The following is a 21,587-nucleotide window of genomic DNA, read 5'->3' as shown; positions in this document are numbered from 1 at the left end:
CGATCTGACCTACCTATCACGGCCAAGACCGAAACCTGGTAGGAGGATGCAGCGATGCTGTTCGTGAAAAGGGCTATCCTGGCGGCATTCATGATTTTTGCTTGCGCCGGCGGAAAATCAGCCGTGGCAAATGATCAGGCCTGGGCGGCTCTTGAAGAGGGCGGCATTGTCCTGTTTCGACATGCCCTCGCTCCTGGGACCGGGGACCCGAGCAATTTCGAGATCGGCAATTGCTCCACCCAAAGAAACCTCAATGACCGGGGCCGCGCGGAATCGCGCGCCATCGGCGCAGAATTTCGGGAGCGCGGAGTTGAGGTCGGACAGGTTCTGACCTCGCAATGGTGCCGTTGCCGGGAGACCGCGGAGCTGGCTTTTCCAGACCAGGTTGAAGACGCGCCCGCTTTTAATTCATTTTTCCAAAACCGACGCGCCGGGCCCCAGCAAACCCGTGAAGCAAAGGAGATCCTGGCAAATTGGAATGGTCCGGGCGGGCTTGTTGTTGTCACCCACCAAGTAAACATTACCGCACTGACCGACATTTTCCCACGCTCCGGTGAAGGCATTGTAGTGCGGGTAGTGAATGGCGCTGTCGAAGTGGTTGGACGCCTGCCGGTGCCACGGGTGGAGTAGCGTCGGGCGCAGAGGCCGCTTAGTCTTTTTTGAAAATCACGCTTGCAAGCCAGCCGGTCAAGATCGCGATCAGAACGGCGAGAATGCCATAGAGCGCCGAGTAGTTTTGTGCGAGCTCGAATGTGAGCTGCTCAAAGCCGGTTTTTGCGACGGCGAGATCTTGCTCCGTCTTCGACAAAAGGCTGCCATCCTGCAACAGGAAACTTTTGATCTTGTAACTTCCGACAGGAATATTCGCTGGAAGCGCAACCGTGGTTCGAAACATGGATTCAGTGAGAAATTCAATAGACTGGCGCTGTTCGGAATAAAGGCCCTGCTCCTGACGAAGCCGAATAAACGCCTTGCGGAAATCGTCGCGCTCCGACAACGGCACTCCTGAACTTCCTGTCACCGCGAGATTGAGGTGGTTGAGGCCAATTTGATACTCATCCAGCAGCTCCCGGCCGCCGAGATCCCCCACATTTGCGGTGCTTGCCAGGGCATAAAATGACGGCACATCCTGGAACGTTTCGTAGTGGCGGTTTACCCAAACCCCCAAAAAGCGACCCTTGCGCCTGGTTGTGATGTTTTGGGCCGGACCTTCCACGATGATGGCCAGATCATATTTGCCGCGGCGGCCGACGGAATTCGCATCACGTGTGACCTGTCCGAAAATGACAATCGCGGTTCCGGTAAAATTCGACTGGATTGATACGGTGTCGGACGAGATAGCGGTTACCAGCTCTTCGGCTGCGGGTTCCCTCTGCACTGCAAACGCTGCCCATGCCGCAATTACAAGAAGGGCGAAAAAGCGCGTCATGCTCCTGCCCCCTTAGTGATCGCGATCGAATACAGGTCCTCTGGTACAAGCAGCAGGTCGATGGCAAATCTTACGCCAACGCTCAAAACCAAAAGCGCGAGCAACAAACGCAATTGATCCCCGCGCAGGTTTTGTCCCATCCGCGCCCCGAATTGTGCGCCGATAACCCCCCCTACCATTAAGGTAATTGCCAGAACGATGTCGACTGTCTGGGTTCCGATTGAATGAAAGATAGTCGCAGCCGACATCGTAAAAAGGATCTGGAACAACGACGTTCCGATGACGATGCTGGTCGGCACACGAAGAAGATAAATCAGCGCAGGAACCATCATGAAGCCGCCGCCGATACCGAGAACCGAGCCTAGAAAACCTATAACAGCCCCGAGGCCGAGAATCGGAATTATGCTCACATAGAGTTTTGACCGGCGGAAGCGCATTTTGAACGGCAGGCCGTGAATCCAGTTATGCTGGCCGGGACGCCGCGAACGCGGTGCCGCACCTTTTTTGCGCTGACGGATTGCCCGGACAGATTCCACCAGCATCAATCCGCCGATCGTGCCCAAAAATGTGACATAAGAAAGAGAGATGACGACATCAAGCTGGCCAACCTGCTGCAGCAGGTCAAACAACAAGACACCGAGCAGCGAACCGATCACACCGCCGACGAGCAGCATGGACGCGAGTTTCAGGTCAATCGCCTTACGCCGCCAATAACTGACAACAGCCGACGCGGACGAAGCGACGACCTGTGTCGTGACCGTTGCCACAGACACCGCTGGAGGAATGCCGGAGAAGATAAGCAAGGGTGTGAGCAAGAACCCGCCGCCGATGCCAAACAGGCCGGACAAAAAGCCGACCGCGCCGCCCATGCCGAAAATAACGAACATGTTGACCGGTATTTCGGCGATGGGCAGATATAATTGCACGGGATATAGCCGGGTTTTCGTGTGTGCACTATAGCACACAACATCCTACATACGCTGGTTAAAGCGCCTTCGGCCAAGCGCTGTCAACCAAACATACAACCAGTTTCCGAAAAGCCGTTTAAATCGACTGGCTGTCCAGCTCTTTCATCAACTCAGCGTCGATCTCACCGGTCTCCGGCAGTCCCAGCGAGCGCTGGAAGGCACGCACTGCCGAGCGCGTCCGCGGACCGATTTGCCCATCCGGCGTTCCGGTGTCGAAGCCGAGCTGGTTCAACTGAGACTGCGCCTTGAGCACCATCGCTTCATAGTCGAAGACGCCGCCCGCCGCAGATGCGTTGGTTGCCGCTGAAGGTGCGCCCACCCATTCAGGCTCGGTGACGACCTTGTTTGCTGCCGGATCAGGCGTGAGGAGCTTGAAATTCTCCACCGCGAGTCGTGCATTGGCAAGCTGTGCCTGATCCATGGTGTTTGCCACATCATCACGCTTTTTTGCCGCGTCCCTATCGCCTTGTTCTGCCGCAATGGCAAACCACTTGTAGCTTGCGGTCAGATCCTTCTCCACGCCAAGGCCGCGCGCATACAAAATGCCAAGATTGAAAAGGCTGTCTTTGACACCGTATTTTGCGGCATTTTCAAACCACTTTGCTGCCTGCGTGAAATCCGGCGCACCATCAACGCCTTCGGCATAAAGAACGGCAAGGTTATGCATGGCCTTGGCGTTTCCAGCTTCTGCAGCCCGTGTGTACCAGTCCCGCGCCTTTACAAGATCCTGATCGACACCGCGGCCTTTTTCATAAAGGCTGGCCAGACGATATTGTGCAGGCGGCAGTCCTTGGTCAGCTGCTTTTTGATACCATTTGGCAGCCTCACCCAAGTCGGCGCCCACGCTGCCGCCTTCGGTGTATTTCACGCCAACAAGAAACGCAGCAGCCGGGTTTCCGCCGGCAGCTGCACTGCGCAGCGCCATCGGGCCGACTTCCTCCGGCGGAAGGCTGGATACCAGGCCGGCATTGCTTACGCCCGCAGGTCCTGGCTCGAATGCCGAAGGTTGATCGCCTGTTCCCGGCTGAGACCCGTCTGCAAAAGTGCCGTTGACAGCAGCCGGCGGCGCAAAGGCCAGTTCGGCCGCCGGATCCGATATACCGGCTCCGTCTGCCTCTGGAGCTGCAGCGGTTTCAAGCGGTTCGGGCGTTTGAGCCTCCGGCCCGGATAGGCCCGCAGGTGCTGAGGCTGTATTCGGCGGTGCAGTCGCAGCGACCGTTCCCCCGACAGTATCACTCTCGGCTTCCGGCGCGCCGGCAGTCGCTGTTGTTGTATCTTCGGGCTCGGTGGCCGTTGATTGTTCCTGAACGACCGGCGCCGGATCGGTTGCGGCGACTTGTTCACCGTCACCGCCCGAAGTGGCCATTTTGAAGACCTGAAGCGTCCCAAGCGCAAGAACGACCGCGGCGGCCGCATAGAGCAAGGCCCGGCGGCGCCCGCCCCCTGTAGACGGGGTCTCCTCTTCCGGCGCAGGCCGGTCGCCAGCCAGAGGTGCATCCGGTTCGATGCGGGGCTCTGCGTTTGGCGTGTAAACCGGCGCTTCCGGCGTTTTGTCAGAAAGACTGTCAGCAATAGCCGGTTCATCTTCCGGTTTGTTACGCTTCAAGACGCTGCGCAGCCAGCCGGCCCGCTCTTTTCCCTTTGAACTCTCGGCTTCGTCTTGTCGACTGCGGCGGGACCGTTTGTCGACCTTGGCCGCTTCCTCGGACGCGGCCTGAGCGGCGCGGCGGGCCGCGGCGATGAAATCCGCCTTGCGGTCCCGGTTTCGGTCACTGCTTCGCTCGCTTTCAGAAGGCGCTGCAGCCATGGAGGCCGAGGCATAATCCGGCGCGTACTTATGCGGCGGTTCGTTGTCGATCGGCTCCGGTGCGAGTTCGGGTTGCGGATAATCGGACTGCGCTTTGCTAGTCGTTTGCGCATAGGGCATGTCAGACTTTTCAAGCGACTCCAGCCGCTCTGTCAAAGACCCCAGGATCGATTGCACACCGTCGAACGTGTTGCGCGTACGCTCTTCGCTGCCTTCCGCAGCATCCAGCAAGCGGCGCAAATCGTTTTGGAGGCTTGAAATCGCTTCGTCATATTCCGCTGTGCGCTGTGGCTGGTGATCAGAGACTGCCTCCCGTGCCGCTTCTTTGGCGATCTCGACGACTTCGCTGCGGGTTTCTTGAAGATTGCGTTCAATGCGCTCGAGAGCTGTTGCGACTTCGCTCATGTCGTTTGAACGATGCGATGACTTTTCCAACTGTTCAGCAAGTGCCGAAACTTTTGCGCCGAGCTGCTCGATCCTGTCCTCGTCGAGACCATCGCTGCCTTTGGCGACGGCCTCAGCAAGGTCATTGATGCGCTTCTCCAAAGCGCCTGTCGACGCTGGCGCAGCAACGGACGCCCGCATGGCGCCTATTTCGGCGCGCAATTTATCGAGGTCCGCAGAGGTTACGGTGTCGTTCGGCTGATCTAGCCGATGTGTCAGATGATTGAGGCGGTCCTGCAACTGCGCAAGCAGCTTGGTATCGGCACCACCCGCGGCCTTCACGCTCGCAGACGCGTCGAGCACCGGCACAGGGCGGTTGGCCCGTTTTTCGATCGACTCGATCTTGGTCGCGATGGTCTCAAGACGGTTCTCGAGGGACTTGAATGCCATCGGCTCACCGCCGGGGCCCGTTTGCTCCATGCGCTCAAGGCGGCCAACAATATCGTCCAACCGGTCATCGACCTTGTCGAGCTTGTAAGGATCATAGGGCGTTGCCCGATCGTCAGACATCATTCCTACGATGTCCTCAAGCCGCCCTTGAAGCCTGGCCATAGTTTCCGGCTCGGGCATGCGCTGTTCCATAGCCGATAGACGGGTATCGAGACCACGCTGCTCCCTCGCCAAAACTTCCAGATCGTCAAGACGGCTCGAAACAAAACGCATCCGGTCGTCAATACCCTCGACCAGCCCCTTGATGTCGATTTGTTCAACGAACTGGCGGACTTCCCGCAACTCCGCGCGCAGGGGTTCGACGTCCGCATGGTTCTTGCGCTGCAACAGCTCTTCAACACGCTCGGCGATGGCCACCACGCGGTCTTCCAGAACAAGCATGTGCTCGGACCGTGGCAAGACCGCAAACGCGTCTTCGATCTCATTCAGGCGTGCTGTTACACCTTTCAGAATCCGGGGATCAACCGATGCCCGGCTAAGTTCATCGAGGCGCTGCAGAATATGCGCATAGCCATGTTCGAGCGTCTCCAGCGCTCCTTCAACGTTGGTCCGGCCAACCATTTTTTTCAGTTCTGAGACTTCAGACCGGATTTCGTTGGCGAATTCTTCATTGTGCCGGTCTGCGCGCAGCCGCTCGACCATATCGGACAGACGGCGCAGTTCTGCATTCTGACGGCCAACTTTTTCATTCGTTCCGCGTGACAGCCCTCCAAGCGCATCCCGCAAAGACCCCAATTCGTCGCGAACCCGCTCGAGGGCTTCTTCCTGTGGCTTGCGCAGCGCATCGATGCGCCGGCCAAGATCTTTATAGACCCGGGCAGCAGGTTCTTCGGAGCGCGCCCGGCGGTTGGTCCGCGGCATGCGACTTGGCCTCGCGGCGACAAGCTCTTCATGATCGCCATCTTCGATACCGTCAAAGTCCGCATCAAGGTCGGCATCGACATAGGTGTCGCGGCCAGCCCGGGCGTTATAATGGCTGTCTTCGTCATCGAAGTAACCATCGTCAAAAACGTCCGAATAGCGCGGCTCAGATGCACGCTTGGAGCGGCTGGGAGACGGATTGGGGCGGCGCGACGGTGAACGCGGGCGAGACCGATGTTCAGATGCTGCCATCTCGTGCTCCTCGTCAAACCGGTCTTCGGGCTCGGCAAGCCCCTGAACTTTACGGTCCAGACGCTCCAGGGCGCCCATAACCTGTTCAAGCCTTTGATCGGGAACCGGCTCGGCTGGAGCGCGCCGCGGCTTCGGCGTGTTCTGCGTCCGGCGCCGCTGACCCGTATCTTCGCCCCGCTCACTCAGGAGCCGGTCCAATTCGTCTGCCACTGCTTCCAGCTCGTTTTCGGTCTCGTCTGCATCATAGCTCCCGCGCGGATGCGGGACGGAGGTTGCAGTTCGGGTCAATCGCTCAATACGGTCGGCCGCGCGCTCACGGCGCATATTTTCCGGGTGACGCACGTCGTCGTCATAGTAGGCCGTATCGTTACGGCTGATTGTCTCATAGTGTTCGCGTCCGCGGCGTCCTGCTTCGCGATTTTTCCAAGCCGGCATGTCTTGACCCTGGACTGGCAGTCTTCTGACCACTGGGAGATGACGGGCTGTCCGGTACCGGAAACAGGATACAAAAGGTACGGCAGCATCTGGTGAATGTTTGTCCCGGTAGGGTAAACAGCACGTTAATTGTTCTTGCCAAATGCAAATTGTTCACTGCATGATTCGTAAGAATTGCCAAGGTATTGCCCGTTGGACCTAATAGCCTTGGGGTTTAACAATTGGATTCCAATGGTGACTGGACCTTTACGCTCACGTAAGCTAAACAGACTCAGAATTGACCCATACCGGCTTTCCCGGCCCGCTAGGACGCACTGAATGCGTAATGCTTGGCCGGAATGGGGAAAGCAAACAAGAACCGGTCAACAAACCGGTCATGATGCAAGGTAAAACGCGATGAGCGAAGCACTCTCCATGACAAGCGACAACGAACTGGTTGACGTCGTTGCCGCCCAAGACGACAGCACGAAGAAGACCCAGTTTACGATCGGGGACCTGGCAAAGGAATTCAACTGTACCCTGCGAACCCTCCGCTTCTATGAGGACAAGGGTCTCCTCAATCCCAAACGCGATGGTATGAACCGCGTTTACACCCGCCGGGATCGCGCAAGACTCAAGCTGGTCCTGATGGGAAAACGGGTGGGTTTTTCTCTGTCCGAAATTCGGGACATGCTTGATCTTTATGATCTGCGCGATGGACAAGTGACTCAGCTGCGGGTCGCGTTATCGCGGTTTAACGAACAGATCGCTGTCCTCGAAGTTCAACGCACGGATATTGAACAGGCGATCGAAGAGCTCTCCCGAACGGTCGCAATTGTCTCCGGCATGCTGAAGCACAAGGAAGCCGAAGAAGAGGGCTAAAACAGCACCACAAGAGCCACACTTCTGGAACCCGGTCTATTTTGGCCGGGTTTTTTACATCCGGTGCGGCACCAGCATGCGGGCACATCCAGTCAAATGCGCATATTTGGGCTTAAAATCGGAAGTTTCGGTCGTTTTTCACTGGTCGGCGTCACGATTCCGCAATCGAGACACCCGAAAATGCCTCAAATCGCGTATAATAATCGAAAATAACGTCGACCTTCCGCGAGGACACCACTTGTCCGGAGCAAAGAAGACACGTATATAGCTCAGCAAGGTGACGTTTACGGAAACGTCATGTCAAAAATGCGAGCGGCTTAATCTGGGAGGATTTCCATGCCAAGCTATAATGCCCCCGTCGAAGATACCCTCTTTTTGCTGAATGACGTTCTCGGGTTTGACCGGTACTCCAACCTCTCCGGATTCGGCGACGCGACCCCTGACGTCGTCGAGGCAATCCTGCGCGAAGGCGCGAAATTCACCGAAGAAGTGGTTCATCCGCTCAACCAGACCGGCGACCAGGAAGGCTGTGTCCGCCATGACGATGGCCGGGTCACCACACCGAAAGGCTTCAAGGAGGCTTACGAGGCCTTCTGCGAAGGTGGCTGGGGTACGCTATCGGCAGACCCTGAATATGGCGGTCAGGGACTGCCCCATACCCTGACAACGATTTTCAACGAGTTTGCGTCCTCTGCCAATATGGCATTTTCCATGTATCCGGGCCTGACCGCCGGTGCTGTCGCGGCCTTGACACTGCATGGATCGGACGACCAAAAGCGGAGATACCTGCCGAACATGATCGCCGGGACGTGGACAGGCACCATGAACCTGACCGAACCGCATTGCGGTACCGACCTCGGCCTGATCCGCACCAAAGCCGTTCCGCAGGCGGATGGTTCCTACAAGATCTCCGGCACGAAAATCTTTATTTCCGCAGGCGAACACGACATGGCGGAAAATATTGTCCACCTGGTGCTCGCCCGCATTGAGGGTGCACCGGCCGGCACTAAGGGCATTTCACTGTTCGTCGTGCCGCGGAACCATGTTGGTGAAGACGGCACCGTCGGCGAGGCTAACGGCGTGTCTTGCGGGTCGATCGAACACAAGATGGGCATTCACGGCAACGCAACTTGCGTCATGAACTATGACGAGGCGACCGGCTGGCTTGTTGGTGAAGAGAACAAGGGCCTGCGCGCCATGTTCACGATGATGAACGAGGCCCGCCTCGGTGTGGCTGTACAAGGTCTGTCACAGTCGGAAATCGCCTACCAGAACGCTGTCACCTACGCCAAGGATCGCCTTCAGGGCCGTTCGTTGACTGGCGCACAGAACCCGGACAAGGCGGCTGACCCGATCATCGTGCATCCGGACGTCCGCCGCACCCTGATGAAAATCCGCTCATTCAACGAAGCGGCGCGCGCTCTTGTCATCTGGACGGCACTTCATGGCGATGTCTCCCACCGCTCGGAAGACGACAAGGCAAAGCAATTCTCCGATGACATGATGGGTCTCATGACCCCGGTCCTAAAGGGTGTATTGACCGATGTCGGGTTTGCAAATGCAGTCGATGCGCAGCAGATGTATGGCGGACACGGCTACATTGCTGAATGGGGTATGGAGCAGTTCGTCCGTGATGCCCGAATTGCCATGATCTATGAAGGTGCGAACGGCATTCAGGCACTGGACCTCGTCGGTCGCAAACTACCGGCAAACGGCGGGCGTGCCGTTATGTCATTCTTTAAGGAAGTCGGTGACTTCCTGACGGAAAATGGTGAGAACGAAGCTCTGGCTCCGTTCACTGGGCCACTCAAGAAAGGCCTCGACGACCTTCAACAGGCCACGATGTGGTTCATGAACAATGCCATGGCAAAACCGGACAACGCCGGTGCGGGATCAAACGACTACATGCATCTCTTCGGCTTGGTCGGCATGGGATACATGTGGGCCAAGATCGCAAAAACTGCTCAAGAGCAGATTTCGACAGGCGCCAACGGGAAAGAAGACTGGCTTCAGACCAAACTGGTGTTTGGCCGCTATTTCATGGAGCGCACCATGCCGGAGACGAGCGCCCATCTGGCCCGTATTTCGGCAGGCTCCGACACGTTGATGACGGTCAACGCCGAAGCGTTTTAAGTTCGCCCGGCCCGGCTTCGGCCGGGCCGCATGGAACCCGCGCATTTCAAAGGCACGTGGCCTAAAGCCTCTTGCCTGTCCGGAAATGCCAGGGAGACAGCACAACGATGGCCGAATACGTTCTCCATTGCATGGCTCAGTCGGGACATTCTTACAAAGTGGCCCTGATGCTTGAGCTGTGCGGCGCTGACTGGGAGCCGCGCTGGGTTGATTTCTTCAACGGAGAAACTCGGGGCGAAGCTTTCCGTTCAGCATTGAACGAGATGGGCGAAGTTCCGGTGCTCGATCACAACGGAGAGCTTTTCACTCAATCGGCTGTTATTCTGGACTACCTCACTGAGCAATTCGGTCATTTTGGCTGGAAGGGATCAAAAGAACGCCGCGAAATCCTGCGCTGGACGATTTTCGACAACCAGAAGGTCTCCGGTATGATCGGCCCGCTTCGGTTCTTGAGAACACTCAAGAAGACCGGGGAAAATGAGGTCACCCGTTTTCTTGACGGCCGAATCCGAGCGGCGCTCGCCATTTTGGACAAGCATCTTGGTGAGGCTCAGTTCGCTATCGGAGCCACCCCGACCACCGCTGACTTTTCTCTCTGCAGTTACCTTTATTACGACGGCGAATTCGGCGTCGATCTGAATGAATACCCCCACATAACCACCTGGCTGGACCGCATCAAAGCGTTGCCGGGCTGGAAGCACCCATACGACCTCATGCCCGGCCACCCTTTGCCGGATGCTGCATGAGGCAGCCTTGATCTAGAGGAGGATCTGATGCCTGAAGCTTACATCTATGACCACGTGCGCACACCGCGCGGACGCGGCAAAAAAGACGGCGCCCTTCATGAGGTGCCAGCTGTTCGTCTTGCCGCAACGGCGCTGGAAGCCTTGCGCGACCGGAACGAGCTGGACACCAAAAAGGTCGACGATGTCGTACTGGGCTGTGTAGACCCGGTCGGTGAAGCGGGCGGTGATATCGCGCGCGCCGCCGTGTTCGCGGCGGACTATGACCGCGCAGTGCCGGGCATGCAGATAAACCGCTTCTGCGCTTCCGGCCTCGACGCTGTAAACATGGCTTCGGCACAAGTAATGTCCGGACAGCACAAGCTGGTCATCGCCGGAGGTGTTGAAAGCATGAGCCGTGTCGGTCTTGGAGCCTCCGGTGGTGCTTGGCCAATCGAGCCTCAGGTGGCCGTCCCCTCATACTTCATGCCGCAGGGCGTGTCGGCAGATCTGATCGCGACAAAATACGGTTTTTCCCGCGATGATGCCGACGCGTATGCGATCCAGAGCCAGAAGCGCGCTGCCAAGTCCTGGGAAGAAGGCCGGTTTGCAAAATCGGTTGTTCCGGTCAAGGACATCAACGGTATCACGATCCTCGACAAGGACGAGCATATGCGCCCGGAAACGGATATGCAGTCGCTCGCGTCTCTCAACCCGTCATTTGAGATCATGGGATCAATGGGCGGCTTTGACGCGGTCGGCATTCAGGCGCATCCCGAAATCGAACGCATCACACACGTTCACCATGCCGGCAACTCATCAGGTATCGTAGATGGGGCGGCCGCCGTTCTGATCGGCTCGCGTTCCGCAGGCAAATCCGCAGGAATCAAGCCGCGTGCCCGGATCAAGGCCTTCGCGAATATCGGATCTGAACCAGCCCTCATGTTGACCGGCCCGGTGGACGTCACAGAAAAGCTGCTCAAAAACGCAAAGATGGACCTTAAGGACATCGATCTCATCGAGATCAACGAAGCGTTCGCCTCTGTCGTTCTCCGCTACCAGCAGGCCTTTGACCTTGATCCGGAAACCGTCAACGTCAATGGCGGTGCAATCGCTATGGGCCATCCGCTCGGCGCGACCGGTGCAATGATCCTTGGCACAGTGCTCGATGAACTTGAGCGACGTGACCTGAATACGGCCCTCGTCACACTTTGCATCGGCGCCGGCATGGGCACGGCAACGATCATAGAGCGGGTTTGAGATCAACAACCTAAGTGACTTACAGGCCAGCGGGAGACGGTAGCGGAAACCTTGCGCTATCGTCCGTTGCGGGTTCCATGAGACGCTTGGGTCCAACCGGACATCAACATCGAACATGGGAGGCAGAGGGCAATGACTGATTGTTCACCCGACGGGTGCATGCAGCGCATGCATGGTGCTCCCGCCGGCTGTGGGTGGGTGTCCGCTGCCGATGTTGGTGCTGGCGAAAGAGACCGGCGGCAAAGAACCGACTTCAGGTTTGGCGAAGTAGTAGCCTTGCATAAGCTTGATGCCCATGCCTTTCAAAACCTCGAGTTCTTGAGGGGTTTCGATGCCCTCAGCCAGAACTTCAATGTCGAGATCCTGGCAAATCGACACGATGCCGCGCACAATCGCCCGCTTCGTGCGGATGGTATTGATATCTCGGATCAATTCCATATCGATCTTGACGATGTTTGGGGCGAAGTTGGCGAAAAAGTTCAAACCGGCGAAGCCTGCACCAAAGTCGTCGATTGCGGTCAAAAACCCTTGGCGGCGGTATTCGGCAATTATGCCTTGCAGGTGCGCCGGATCGCTAATCTCTTCGCTTTCGGTAAACTCGAAATTGATGCGATTGGGGCTGAAACCGGTTTTTTCGGCAGCAGCCAGGGTTGTGCGGATGCAGGCCCGCGGTTCGTAAACCGCGTTGGGCATGAAGTTGATGGAAAGAAACTGGTTTGTGCGCGGCATCAAACTGGCCGCAAGCTCAATCGCCTTTACACGGCACTGCTGATCGAACCGGTATTTGGTGCGGTCGGTGACCCTGGACAGGACCTCGCCGGCGCCTTCGCCATTCGAGCCGCGAACGAGCGCCTCGTAACCCCAGACCGAGTGATTTTCGATGTCAACAATCGGCTGAAACGCCATCGTAAAATCGAAATCCAGATCAACTCCGTTGCGGCATCCTGCACAAGCCATTTTCGCCCCCGTGTTTCAATCGATTACCTCGGTCAGAATACGGAAGCCCGGCAATTGCCAGATCAAACAAGCGTAGAATACTGGAAACAAAACGTTAAACGAAACCTAAGCGGCCGATTGCTGCTCGGAAACGTAACCTTCCACTGAATAGGGAGAGAGATATGTCGTATAAAAACTTTTCAATTGAGACCGACAGTGACGGCATCGCAGTCATCACATGGGACATGCCAGACAAATCCATGAACGTCATTGATCTGTCGGTTATGGATGAGCTGGACGCACTGGTTGACCAAGTGGTTCAGGACGATGCCATCAAGGGCGCCGTGATCACGTCCGGCAAAAGCGCATTTTCCGGCGGTGCGGACCTCACCATGCTGGAAGGCCTCTTGAAAGACTTCCATGTCAAGCGCGGCGAAGATCCCGAAGGCGCAGCAAAGATGCTTTTCGAAGGATCGCGAAAGCTGACGCTCGTTTACCGCAAATTGGAAACATGCGGCAAACCCTTCGTGGCGACGTTGACCGGCACTTGCATGGGCGGCGGCACGGAACTCGCACTGGCCTGCCATGGCCGGATCGCTGCCGATGACGACAGCTTTAAGATGGGCCTTCCCGAAGTGAAGGTTGGTCTGTTCCCGGGTGCCGGCGGCACACAGCGGGTAATGCGCATGACAGACGGCCAGCAGGGCATGCAGTTTCTGCTCCAGGGCCGGACTTTGCGGGCCAAACAGGCCAAATCCATGGGCCTGATCGACGACACGGCCGCACCGAAAAAACTGATCGATGCTGCCAAGAAAATGATCAAGGGTGGCCTGGACCCGGTTAAGGAGTGGGACAAGAAGGGTTACAAGTTGCCAAACGGAAAAGTGTACTCGCCGCAAGGGTTTCAATTCTGGCCAGCTGCGAATGCCATCTACCGCAAGGAGACTTTCGACAACTATCCAGGTGCCCGCTACCTGCTGCATTCGGTGGTAGAAGGCCTGCAACTGCCGATGGACCTGGCGCTTCAGGTTGAAAGCCGCTACTTCGCGAAAGTGCTGCAGACTCCCGAAGCTGCTAACATGATCCGTTCGCTGTTCGTCTCGATGCAGGAACTGAACAAGCTGGCACGGCGCCCGCAAGACCAGCGCCCGAACAAGATCAAAAAAATTGGTGTTCTTGGCGCAGGTTTCATGGGGGCGGGCATCGCCTATGTCACTGCGCAGGCCGGCATTGACGTCGTCCTCATTGACCGAGACCAAGACGCTGCCGACAAAGGCAAGAAGCACTCTGACGATCTCTTGTCCAAAGCAGTCCAGCGTGGCCGCTCGACAGAGGACGACAAGCAGAAAATCCTTTCGCGCATCACCGCAACAACGGACTACGAACAACTGTCCGACTGCGATCTCGTGATCGAGGCTGTGTTTGAAGACCGTGAAATCAAGAAGGTTGTGACCGAACAGGCCGAAGCTGTCATGAAATCTCGGGCGATCTACGCGTCCAACACTTCGACGCTGCCGATCACCTCGCTTGCTGAGGCGTCCCAGCGGCCGAAGAACTTTATTGGCATCCACTTCTTCTCACCGGTCGACAAGATGATGCTGGTCGAAGTGATCATGGGCAAGAAAACGTCCGATCGTGCCCTGGCGATGGCTCTTGATTACATCAAGGCAATCAAAAAGACTCCGATCGTCGTCAATGACAGCCGCGGTTTCTACACCTCCCGGGTCGTGATGACCTATGTTCGCGAAGGCCTGATGATGCTTGCCGATGGCGTACCTGCGGCGATGATTGAAAATGCCGGCCGTATGGCGGGCATGCCGGTCGGTCCGTTGTCGCTAGGTGACGAAGTAGCTCTCGATTTGGCGTGGAAAATCGTATCGGCCACGAAAAAGGATCTTGGCGTCAAATACGTCGAAGGTCCTCTCGACAACATTCTGGAAGAGATGGTCGTCAAGCAGGAGCGTTTCGGCCGGAAAAACCAGAAGGGCTTCTATGACTACAAGGGCAAGGAAAAGACCCTTTGGCCAGGTATTCCAGATGTTGTCGGACAACCAAAATCCGCCGACAGTTTCAATGTCGAGGAACTGAAGCAGCGTCTTCTGGTAATGCAGGCGCTGGAGACCGCTCGGATATTTGAAGAAAAATGCCTGACGGATGTCCGCGAAGCCGATGTGGGCTCAATCCTGGGCTTCGGCTTCTCACCATTCACTGGCGGCACGTTGAGCTACATCGACACGATGGGCACGGCTGAATTTGTAGAACTCTGCAAAAAGTTTACCCGCAAATGGGGCCCGCGCTTCAAACCAAACAAACTGCTGAAGGAAATGGCGAAAAACGGTGAAACCTTTTATGGCCGCTTCCCGCCGAAAGCTGATGCAGTCGAAGCTAAAAAGGCCGCATAAGCCCAAGATCTGAAAAGAACCGATAACCGGAGGCCGCTGCATCATTCTTGCAGCGGCCTTTTCCGTCCCACGCTCCCGAACCAGGGGGCCCGCTTGCAGAGAGTGGGACTTTCGGGCACCTTCGCTTCCCGGGGCAGTTGATCTGAGGCGGTACTATGCCGTTGGAGATGGAATGGGTGAGGTCTGACACCATCAAGGTGCTCAAATCACACCGCGCTATGCGCAATATCGACTGGGACGCCCTAGCGCGCGAGCACAGTTTTGATCCTGCTGTCCTTGATGACCCTGTCGGTGTCATCCCGCTGAGCGCCTGTCTCGGTATTTTTGAACATGTCGCCCAGCACCTCAGGCATGACTCCATCATGTTCGACATTTTCCATTCGCTTGATGCCGGCACCTTCTCTGTTTTCGACTACCTTTTTTTGTGTGCGCCGGACCTGCGCCGCGCATGCCGTGCTTGGGTCCGATTCATGTCGATCAGAACAAATGCCTACACGGTGCGCTTCGAAGAAAACACGGATCCGGCGTTTTTCGAGTGGCCTTTGATCACCGGCTATGGCGAGTGGCAGCAACATACATATGCCCGCTTTGGCTGGGCGGCCCGGCAATTTGAATTTGCCCTTGATGATCCTGCGCCACCGCTTCGGTTTGAAATCACAACAGGACCGCCTAAAAACCCGTCGCGCTTTTTGGACCGGTATCGCAACGCCATTACATTCCGAGCCGAACGCAATCGCATTTTCGTGCCCCAGTCCCTTTTGGACAAACCCCTGCCAAAGAACGAAAACAACCTTTATTCGATTATCGAAAAAGCTGCTTTGGAAGAACTTGAAAAAACAAGCGGCAAACACTCCCGGACAGCCGAGATTGCACAAACGATCTCGGAAAACCTGAAAACGGGTTCGTTCTCCCTCGCCAATGTTGCGGAGAGCCTTCAGGTGTCGCAGAGAGACGTGCAGCGGGCGCTTGAGAAGGAAGGCACGTCTTTCCGGAAACTGTCTGAAGATGTTCGCAAATCGGCAGCGGCGCACTTTTTGACCACCACAACGCTTCCGCTCAAAGAGGTTGCTTTTCTCGTAGGGTTTTCCGAGCCATCAACCTTTTCCAGAGCCGTCAAGGGGTGGTTTGGAGTATCACCCCGTGCGTTCAGACAGGAAAAGTCGGATGCTACATTTGAAACAAAACATTATTAAAATTATCAACTTGCGCCGACCGACCACTGCCTGAATAGTGTACAAATATACGAAGTTTCCCGTCGTTGAGAATGCTTGTGAACTCAGAACCTGCGCGCGAATGGGCGCAAGCAGAACAATGCAAATATCTTGAGCCATTTCTGGCAGCGCACGGGCATGACTGGTCTGAAATAGCCGACAAATTCAACTTGCCCGACACTGTTGAAGGACTGGCAGGCAGGAAGCTTGACATGGGTACGTTGCTGACGGTGTTTGAGCACTCGGCAACCTTGACCGGAGACGACGCAGGAATTCTCGACATCTACTATGAGTTGCCTGACGGCGCGATGCCGATTTTCGACTATCTGGCTTTTTGCGCACCCAGTCTGCGGGAGGCATTGAAAAACTGGGAGCGGTACATCAGCGTTCAAACAAACAGTTACTGGATGCGCTTCGAAGAAACCGAAGACTATGGCATCGTTTCCTGGGATATTCCTGACCGGCTCGGCCCCAGAACGCAAAATCTGTTTGCCAAAACAGCATGGGCCGCAGGGCGGATCGAGCGGATGATTGCAAAAACATCTGCCAAGCTGGTCATAGAAATGACAGTTGCGCCACCGGTGCAACGATCGCGGTTTCAAGAAACCTTCGGCAATCGCGTCCGTTTCGGACGGCAGCATGATCGCATCTTGATACCATCTCAGTTCCTCGACACGGTGCCCCCGCGATCAGAGCCGAATCTTCTCTACATTGTAGCTACCGCGGCAAATGCAGAGATCGAAGCCTACCGGCAGCCGGACGCAGAAATCACTAAGATTATCACCGGAATTGTGTCCCGGATTGAGAATGGCTTTTGCAGCCTGGATCAGGTAGCCACAGATATTGGCATGTCACCGCGCACAATCCAACGGCATCTTGAGAACGAGGGCACATCCTTCCGGACACTCGCCGACAACATCCGCAAGTCCATGGCCCGCCGGTATCTTCAGGAAACCCCGCTTACAATCAAAGAGATCGCTTATATTCTCGGATTTACCGAGCTCAGTTCCTTTTCCCGTGCAGTCAAATCCTGGTTCGGGTGCTCGCCGAGCGCTTTGCGCAACAATGGCAGACTCAAACCCGCCAAGGCCGACGAAGCCGCAAACTAGCCGGTCATAGAAAGCAACCTTGCCGGTCCACTGCCAAGTTCGCCCGAAATGATATCGTGCGTTGAAGCGGTTTGGTTTAGATCCTATTTTGAGGCAGTAGCCATGCTGGATTGCCAGCCTTTAGGAGCCGAAAATGTCAGACCAAAGCCTGTCGCGATTTCTTGGGGGATCCCCAGGCCAAGTAATTTTACGTCTGGTGTTTTTATCGTTTGTGGTCGGCGTCATTTTGTCGGCCTTAAACCTGGATCCCTTGGATATTGTCGATCTGACGGTTCGGTTTTTCGAGCGGCTCTGGAATATGGGCTTCGCGGCGTTGGACAATGTGGCGCGCTATTTTGTCATGGGTGCAATTATCGTTGTACCCATTTGGCTTTTGATGCGCTTGTTGGCGCTAAGCAAACGCGATTAATCAAACGCATAGCCAGCGCGTGGTCACGCCCGTTCGGCCTCAGCACGAACATGTATCGCAGCCCGATGGAGCCCCACATGACGGTCGGCGAGTTCATCAATATCGGTTGAATAACCGCCACCCAGAACTCCGGCCACCGGAATGTTTTCCTGCCTCAATGTGGAAATAACGAGCCTGTCACGCTCGATAAGGCCCTCGCGACTCATCGCAAGCCTGCCGAGCCGGTCTCCTTCGAATGGGTCCACTCCTGCGTTGAAAAAAGCGATGTCCCACGGTCCTTTCTGGATAAGCTCACCCAGCGCATAACGCAGGATACGGAGGTACTCCGCATCACCGGTGTCATCGGTTAGTCCGATATCCCAATCGGAAGGAACTTTGCGCACCGGATAGTTTTTCTCCGCATGCATTGAAAACGTGAACACGTTGGGATCGCCAGAAAATATATCGGCAGTGCCGTCGCCCTGGTGAACATCCAGATCAATCACGAGCGCCTTTTGAATTGCGCCGTCGGCCTGCATCACCCGGATCGCAACGGCCACGTCATTGAACACACAAAACCCTGCTCCATGAGCCCGCCGGGCATGATGACTCCCACCCGCCGTATTACAGGCGAGCCCATGCTCAAGTGCCAGATAACCGGTCAGCACCGAGCCTCCGGTTGCACATCTTGCTCTTAGAGAGATGTCCTCACGCATCGGAAAGCCGATCTCGCGTGCGACGGCCGTCGGCACTTTGTTGTGAAACACTTGATCGACATAGGCAGGATCATGCGCGAGTGCCACCCAATCGAAGGGCGCAGGCCTCGGCCGCATGAAGTCTTGAGCGGACAACAAACCTTCCGAGCGAATGAGTGCAGCGACAGCACGGAATTTGTCCATCGGAAAGCGGTGATTTGCCGGAAGATCTGCGCAGTAGGCAGGATGATGAACGAACGGGACAGACATGTGCGAGGTTATAGGTTTGTCGGCCGTGAAATGAAGATCCGTTATTGTGCAGGTTAAGCACTCTTGCTCGGTCACTCATGTCCGGGTCGCTTGACGTTCTTGACTATTCCCGCGATGAAGGCCTGCCATTTCTTGCGAGCTCGCCATGTCCGATTCCCAAACATTTTTCAGCCGCTCGCAAACAGCGTTCGAAGTGTCGCATCGCACCGTACTGGCAATCGCCCTCCCCATGACGCTTGCCTATCTTTCAACACCCCTGCTCGGGGTTGTAGACATGGCGGTTATCGGCCGCCTTGGTGACGCAGCCCTGATTGGCGGAATAGCCATTGGCGGCGTTATCTTCGATCTGGTGTTCACGACATTCAATTTTCTTCGCTCGGGCACGACCGGATTGACGGCACAAGCGTTTGGTGCCCGAAACCAAACAGAAATTCAGGCGACCTTCATCCGGGCACTTTTGATTGCAGGGCTGGCGGGACTCGGCGTTGTCCTGCTCCAAAAACCATTGTTGCAAGCAGGTCTTTTTTTCATTGGCGGCGGCCCCGAGGTACAAAATGCGACCGCAGCCTATTTCGACGTCCGGATCTATTCAGCCCCCTTCCTGCTCGCAAACTATGTTGTTTTGGGCTGGTTCATCGGGCTCGGCCGGGCTGGAACGGGCTTGCTGCTGCAACTTCTGTTGAACGGGTTGAACATCGCACTCAGCATCTGGTTTGTTATCGGGCTGGAATGGGGTGTCGCCGGCGTTGCCGCGGCAACCGTTGTGAGCGAGGCGACGGCCTGTCTTGCAGGCCTTGCAGCTGTCCTGCTGATCAACCGGTCGCATGATCGGCCAAAGCTCGCGATTGTTTTTGAACGCCGTCAAATTCTGAAAATGCTGAGCGTCAACCGCGACATTATGATCCGGTCATTCGCGCTGCTCTTTGCGTTCGCTTTTTTTACCGCCAGGTCTGCGGAACAAGGGGAAACCATTCTGGCAGTCAACGCGATTTTGCAGAAATTCGTCATCGTCGCCGCCTATTTTCTAGATGGGCTTGCAACAGCCGCGGAGCAGCTCGCCGGGCGGGCGGTCGGCGCGAAATACCGGCCGGCGTTCGACCGGTCGGTCCGGTTGACGGCAATCTGGAGCTTCGGAATTGCCGCTGTGATCAGCTGCGTCTTTTTTGCAATCGGGCCGCAGCTGCTCGGTTTCATGACCATCTCACCCGAAGTCCGCGAAGCCGGGCGCCAATATCTGATCTGGGCAGCGCTTGCGCCCTTATTTGGCGTCCTCGCCTATCAAATGGATGGTGTCTATATTGGAGCAACCTGGTCCAAGGACATGCGCAACATGATGTTGCTGTCGCTGGCAGCTTTTGTCGTGGGCTGCCTCGCGCTCGTGCCCTTCTTACAAAATCATGGGCTATGGCTTGCGCTCATTGTGTTCCTGGGCCTGCGCGGCGCCAGTCTCGCCGCTTTGTGCAAGAGCCGCGCTGACAGGACGTTTGCAACATAAAATGGTTTACACTTCGGCGTTTGCCCATGCCTCGAGATTGGTATCGCGCACATCGCGCAGAGACGCGGCACCTGTCTCATCAAGCTTTTTGGACAATCCCTCCAGGATATCGCGCACCAACACCGGCCCTTGGAACACGAGCGCGGAGTAAACCTGAAGCAAATCTGCTCCGGCGGTAATCTTGATCCAGGCCGTTTCAGCGCTGTCAATGCCACCAACGCCAACAATAGGCAGTTCAGGCCCCGCGAACCGGCGCGCCTTGGCAAGGGCAACAGTTGCCCGCCTGAACAACGGCGCTCCAGACAAGCCTCCGGCCTCGTTCCCAAGCGCGGTGTTTGTCAGTCCCGAACGCGACAACGTCGTGTTAGACACAATCAAGCCGTCGACTTGCTGCTCCAGTACTTCCCCGACAACATCTTCGAGTTCACCGTCTGCCATATCAGGCGCGATCTTCAAGAACACCGGCACGCTGTGAACGCCTTCAGCAACCATCTCGTTGCGGGCTGACAAGACGCGGCTGAGCAGGTCGCGCAAGGCTTCTTTCGCTTGCAGATTTCTCAAGCCGGGTGTGTTCGGAGAGGAGATGTTGACTGTGAAATAAGAAGCCAAACCAGCGAAGGCACGAATACCCGCCACGTAATCAGCCGGGCGATCCGAAGCATCCTTATTGGCGCCAATGTTGATCCCCAAAACGCCGCCCGTATTGCCTCTTGCCTTTAGCTTCCGGAGCAGGCTTTCGTGGCCCTCATTATTGAACCCAAACCGGTTGATGACCCCACGGTCTTCTGTCAGCCGAAATACGCGCGGCTTTGGATTTCCAGGCTGAGGCTTGGGCGTCACGGTCCCGGCCTCGGTGAAGCCAAAACCCATTTTGAGAACAGCGTCCGGCACGTCGCCATTTTTGTCGAAACCGGCAGCCATACCGAGCGGATTCGGAAAATTCAGTCCGCATACAGTCTGCGCCAAACGTGGGTCGGCATCGCCAGGGTATGCGCGCCCAAACCCGTGCTTAAGTGCTTTCAGCGTCACGTTGTGGGCTGTTTCCGCGTCCAAAAGGTGGAGCCCCTTGAAGGCGACACGCTCCAGAATTGATTGGCTCATGCATCTAGGTCCGGGAATACATGGCTTCCATCTGCACGCATCGGCAGGGGCTTGACCCATATTGCCAGTTTAACATCCAGAGAGCCGTAGAGATGCGGGAACAGGTCACCGTCGCGCGAGGGTTCCCACTTGAGGTTGCTATCGAAAGAACTTTCGTCGAATGCCGCCAAGAGCAAGTCCGCTTGGCCGGAAAAGTGTTTCTCAGCTGTCTCGCGAACCTGATCTGCCGAGGAGAAGTGAATATAACCATCGGCGACGTCAATTGGCGCGCCGCGAAAAACACCCGCAGCTTCCGCATCCTGCCACATCGCTTTGGGAACAATTTTAAAAATCCGCGCCATGGAATCCCACCCTAGTC

General features: G+C 56.3%; 17 protein-coding genes. 10 read left to right on the top strand and 7 right to left on the bottom strand.

Translation table 11 applies throughout. From position 1 onward, the window contains the following. Positions 1-54 precede the first annotated feature (54 nt). Positions 55-630: a histidine phosphatase family protein gene (locus JM93_RS14560; RefSeq protein WP_244300848.1), complete on the top strand. Its 576-nt coding sequence runs from the start codon at positions 55-57 to the stop codon at positions 628-630. A 19-nt stretch (positions 631-649) separates the two neighbouring features. Here JM93_RS14560 and JM93_RS14555 read toward each other — a convergent pair whose 3' ends face one another. The 3 genes from JM93_RS14555 to JM93_RS14545 form a co-directional block, all read right to left on the bottom strand. Next, positions 650-1,429 carry a TIGR02186 family protein gene (locus tag JM93_RS14555; protein WP_145344732.1) on the bottom strand — a complete coding sequence of 260 codons (780 nt, stop codon included), beginning with the start codon at positions 1,427-1,429 and terminating at the stop codon, positions 650-652. Then, positions 1,426-2,355, bottom strand: a complete 930-nt coding sequence (locus JM93_RS14550) for a sulfite exporter TauE/SafE family protein (RefSeq protein ID WP_145344729.1) — start codon at positions 2,353-2,355, stop codon at positions 1,426-1,428. The genes JM93_RS14555 and JM93_RS14550 overlap by 4 nt, the downstream gene beginning before the upstream one ends. Before the next feature lie 118 nt (positions 2,356-2,473). Continuing rightward, positions 2,474-6,646 carry a peptidoglycan-binding protein gene (locus JM93_RS14545; protein ID WP_145344726.1) on the bottom strand — a complete coding sequence of 1,391 codons (4,173 nt, stop codon included), beginning with the start codon at positions 6,644-6,646 and terminating at the stop codon, positions 2,474-2,476. Positions 6,647-7,042: 396 nt separating this feature from the next. Between JM93_RS14545 and JM93_RS14540 the strand changes: the two genes are divergently transcribed. The 4 genes from JM93_RS14540 (at position 7,043) to JM93_RS14525 (ending at position 11,622) form a co-directional block, all read left to right on the top strand. Beyond that, positions 7,043-7,507 (top strand): MerR family transcriptional regulator, encoded by a 465-nt coding sequence (locus tag JM93_RS14540; RefSeq protein WP_145344723.1) that lies wholly within the window; start codon positions 7,043-7,045, stop codon positions 7,505-7,507. 336 nt (positions 7,508-7,843) lie between these two features. Then, complete coding sequence (locus tag JM93_RS14535) at positions 7,844-9,640, top strand: acyl-CoA dehydrogenase C-terminal domain-containing protein (protein ID WP_145344721.1); 1,797 nt, start codon at positions 7,844-7,846, stop codon at positions 9,638-9,640. Between the two features lie 107 nt (positions 9,641-9,747). Then, positions 9,748-10,386 (top strand): glutathione S-transferase family protein, encoded by a 639-nt coding sequence (locus JM93_RS14530; RefSeq protein ID WP_145344718.1) that lies wholly within the window; start codon positions 9,748-9,750, stop codon positions 10,384-10,386. A 27-nt stretch (positions 10,387-10,413) separates the two neighbouring features. Then, positions 10,414-11,622 (top strand): acetyl-CoA C-acetyltransferase, encoded by a 1,209-nt coding sequence (locus JM93_RS14525; protein WP_145344715.1) that lies wholly within the window; start codon positions 10,414-10,416, stop codon positions 11,620-11,622. Between the two features lie 144 nt (positions 11,623-11,766). On the opposite strand, the gene JM93_RS14520 is transcribed toward JM93_RS14525, so the two are convergent. Then, positions 11,767-12,579: an EAL domain-containing protein gene (locus JM93_RS14520; protein ID WP_208995194.1), complete on the bottom strand. Its 813-nt coding sequence runs from the start codon at positions 12,577-12,579 to the stop codon at positions 11,767-11,769. A 161-nt stretch (positions 12,580-12,740) separates the two neighbouring features. On the opposite strand from JM93_RS14520, the gene JM93_RS14515 reads away from it, so the two are divergent. From JM93_RS14515 to JM93_RS14500, 4 genes are all read left to right on the top strand, one after another. Continuing rightward, positions 12,741-14,960, top strand: a complete 2,220-nt coding sequence (locus JM93_RS14515) for a 3-hydroxyacyl-CoA dehydrogenase NAD-binding domain-containing protein (RefSeq protein WP_145344712.1) — start codon at positions 12,741-12,743, stop codon at positions 14,958-14,960. Positions 14,961-15,115: 155 nt separating this feature from the next. After that, a complete protein-coding gene (locus JM93_RS14510; protein ID WP_145344710.1) occupies positions 15,116-16,153 on the top strand; it encodes a helix-turn-helix transcriptional regulator in 1,038 nt (345 codons plus the stop codon). A 77-nt stretch (positions 16,154-16,230) separates the two neighbouring features. Beyond that, positions 16,231-17,280, top strand: a complete 1,050-nt coding sequence (locus tag JM93_RS14505; RefSeq protein WP_170230670.1) for an AraC family transcriptional regulator — start codon at positions 16,231-16,233, stop codon at positions 17,278-17,280. 133 nt (positions 17,281-17,413) lie between these two features. Continuing rightward, positions 17,414-17,689: a DUF6460 domain-containing protein gene (locus JM93_RS14500; protein ID WP_145344704.1), complete on the top strand. Its 276-nt coding sequence runs from the start codon at positions 17,414-17,416 to the stop codon at positions 17,687-17,689. Between the two features lie 23 nt (positions 17,690-17,712). Here JM93_RS14500 and JM93_RS14495 read toward each other — a convergent pair whose 3' ends face one another. Then, positions 17,713-18,633 (bottom strand): histone deacetylase family protein, encoded by a 921-nt coding sequence (locus JM93_RS14495; protein WP_145344701.1) that lies wholly within the window; start codon positions 18,631-18,633, stop codon positions 17,713-17,715. 145 nt (positions 18,634-18,778) lie between these two features. Between JM93_RS14495 and JM93_RS14490 the strand changes: the two genes are divergently transcribed. Then, positions 18,779-20,128, top strand: coding sequence for an MATE family efflux transporter (locus JM93_RS14490; RefSeq protein ID WP_145344699.1), 1,350 nt, complete (start codon positions 18,779-18,781; stop codon positions 20,126-20,128). Positions 20,129-20,134: 6 nt separating this feature from the next. Here JM93_RS14490 and JM93_RS14485 read toward each other — a convergent pair whose 3' ends face one another. Together JM93_RS14485 and JM93_RS14480 are read right to left on the bottom strand one after the other, a co-directional pair. After that, entirely contained in the window at positions 20,135-21,229 is a 1,095-nt protein-coding gene (locus tag JM93_RS14485) for a quinone-dependent dihydroorotate dehydrogenase (protein ID WP_145344696.1), read from the bottom strand. Further along, complete coding sequence (locus JM93_RS14480) at positions 21,226-21,570, bottom strand: DUF952 domain-containing protein (RefSeq protein ID WP_145344693.1); 345 nt, start codon at positions 21,568-21,570, stop codon at positions 21,226-21,228. The genes JM93_RS14485 and JM93_RS14480 overlap by 4 nt, the downstream gene beginning before the upstream one ends. Positions 21,571-21,587 lie beyond the last annotated feature (17 nt).

The organism is Roseibium hamelinense, assembly GCF_007830545.1.
Taxonomy (GTDB): Bacteria; Pseudomonadota; Alphaproteobacteria; order Rhizobiales; family Stappiaceae; genus Roseibium; species Roseibium hamelinense.
Note: the sequence above shows the minus strand (reverse complement) of the source record. Positions and strands in the feature narration are given on the sequence as shown.

What these genes read in the sequence shown, in the direction of transcription:
- JM93_RS14560 (WP_244300848.1), top strand. Translation starts at nt 55, where the DNA reads ATGCTGTTCGTGAAAAGGGCTATCCTGGCGGCATTCATGATTTTTGCT.
- JM93_RS14555 (WP_145344732.1), bottom strand. Translation starts at nt 1,429, where the DNA reads ATGACGCGCTTTTTCGCCCTTCTTGTAATTGCGGCATGGGCAGCGTTT.
- JM93_RS14545 (WP_145344726.1), bottom strand. Translation starts at nt 6,646, where the DNA reads ATGCCGGCTTGGAAAAATCGCGAAGCAGGACGCCGCGGACGCGAACAC.
- JM93_RS14540 (WP_145344723.1), top strand. Translation starts at nt 7,043, where the DNA reads ATGAGCGAAGCACTCTCCATGACAAGCGACAACGAACTGGTTGACGTC.
- JM93_RS14535 (WP_145344721.1), top strand. Translation starts at nt 7,844, where the DNA reads ATGCCAAGCTATAATGCCCCCGTCGAAGATACCCTCTTTTTGCTGAAT.
- JM93_RS14530 (WP_145344718.1), top strand. Translation starts at nt 9,748, where the DNA reads ATGGCCGAATACGTTCTCCATTGCATGGCTCAGTCGGGACATTCTTAC.
- JM93_RS14525 (WP_145344715.1), top strand. Translation starts at nt 10,414, where the DNA reads ATGCCTGAAGCTTACATCTATGACCACGTGCGCACACCGCGCGGACGC.
- JM93_RS14520 (WP_208995194.1), bottom strand. Translation starts at nt 12,579, where the DNA reads ATGGCTTGTGCAGGATGCCGCAACGGAGTTGATCTGGATTTCGATTTT.
- JM93_RS14515 (WP_145344712.1), top strand. Translation starts at nt 12,741, where the DNA reads ATGTCGTATAAAAACTTTTCAATTGAGACCGACAGTGACGGCATCGCA.
- JM93_RS14510 (WP_145344710.1), top strand. Translation starts at nt 15,116, where the DNA reads ATGCCGTTGGAGATGGAATGGGTGAGGTCTGACACCATCAAGGTGCTC.
- JM93_RS14500 (WP_145344704.1), top strand. Translation starts at nt 17,414, where the DNA reads ATGTCAGACCAAAGCCTGTCGCGATTTCTTGGGGGATCCCCAGGCCAA.
- JM93_RS14495 (WP_145344701.1), bottom strand. Translation starts at nt 18,633, where the DNA reads ATGTCTGTCCCGTTCGTTCATCATCCTGCCTACTGCGCAGATCTTCCG.
- JM93_RS14490 (WP_145344699.1), top strand. Translation starts at nt 18,779, where the DNA reads ATGTCCGATTCCCAAACATTTTTCAGCCGCTCGCAAACAGCGTTCGAA.
- JM93_RS14485 (WP_145344696.1), bottom strand. Translation starts at nt 21,229, where the DNA reads ATGAGCCAATCAATTCTGGAGCGTGTCGCCTTCAAGGGGCTCCACCTT.
- JM93_RS14480 (WP_145344693.1), bottom strand. Translation starts at nt 21,570, where the DNA reads ATGGCGCGGATTTTTAAAATTGTTCCCAAAGCGATGTGGCAGGATGCG.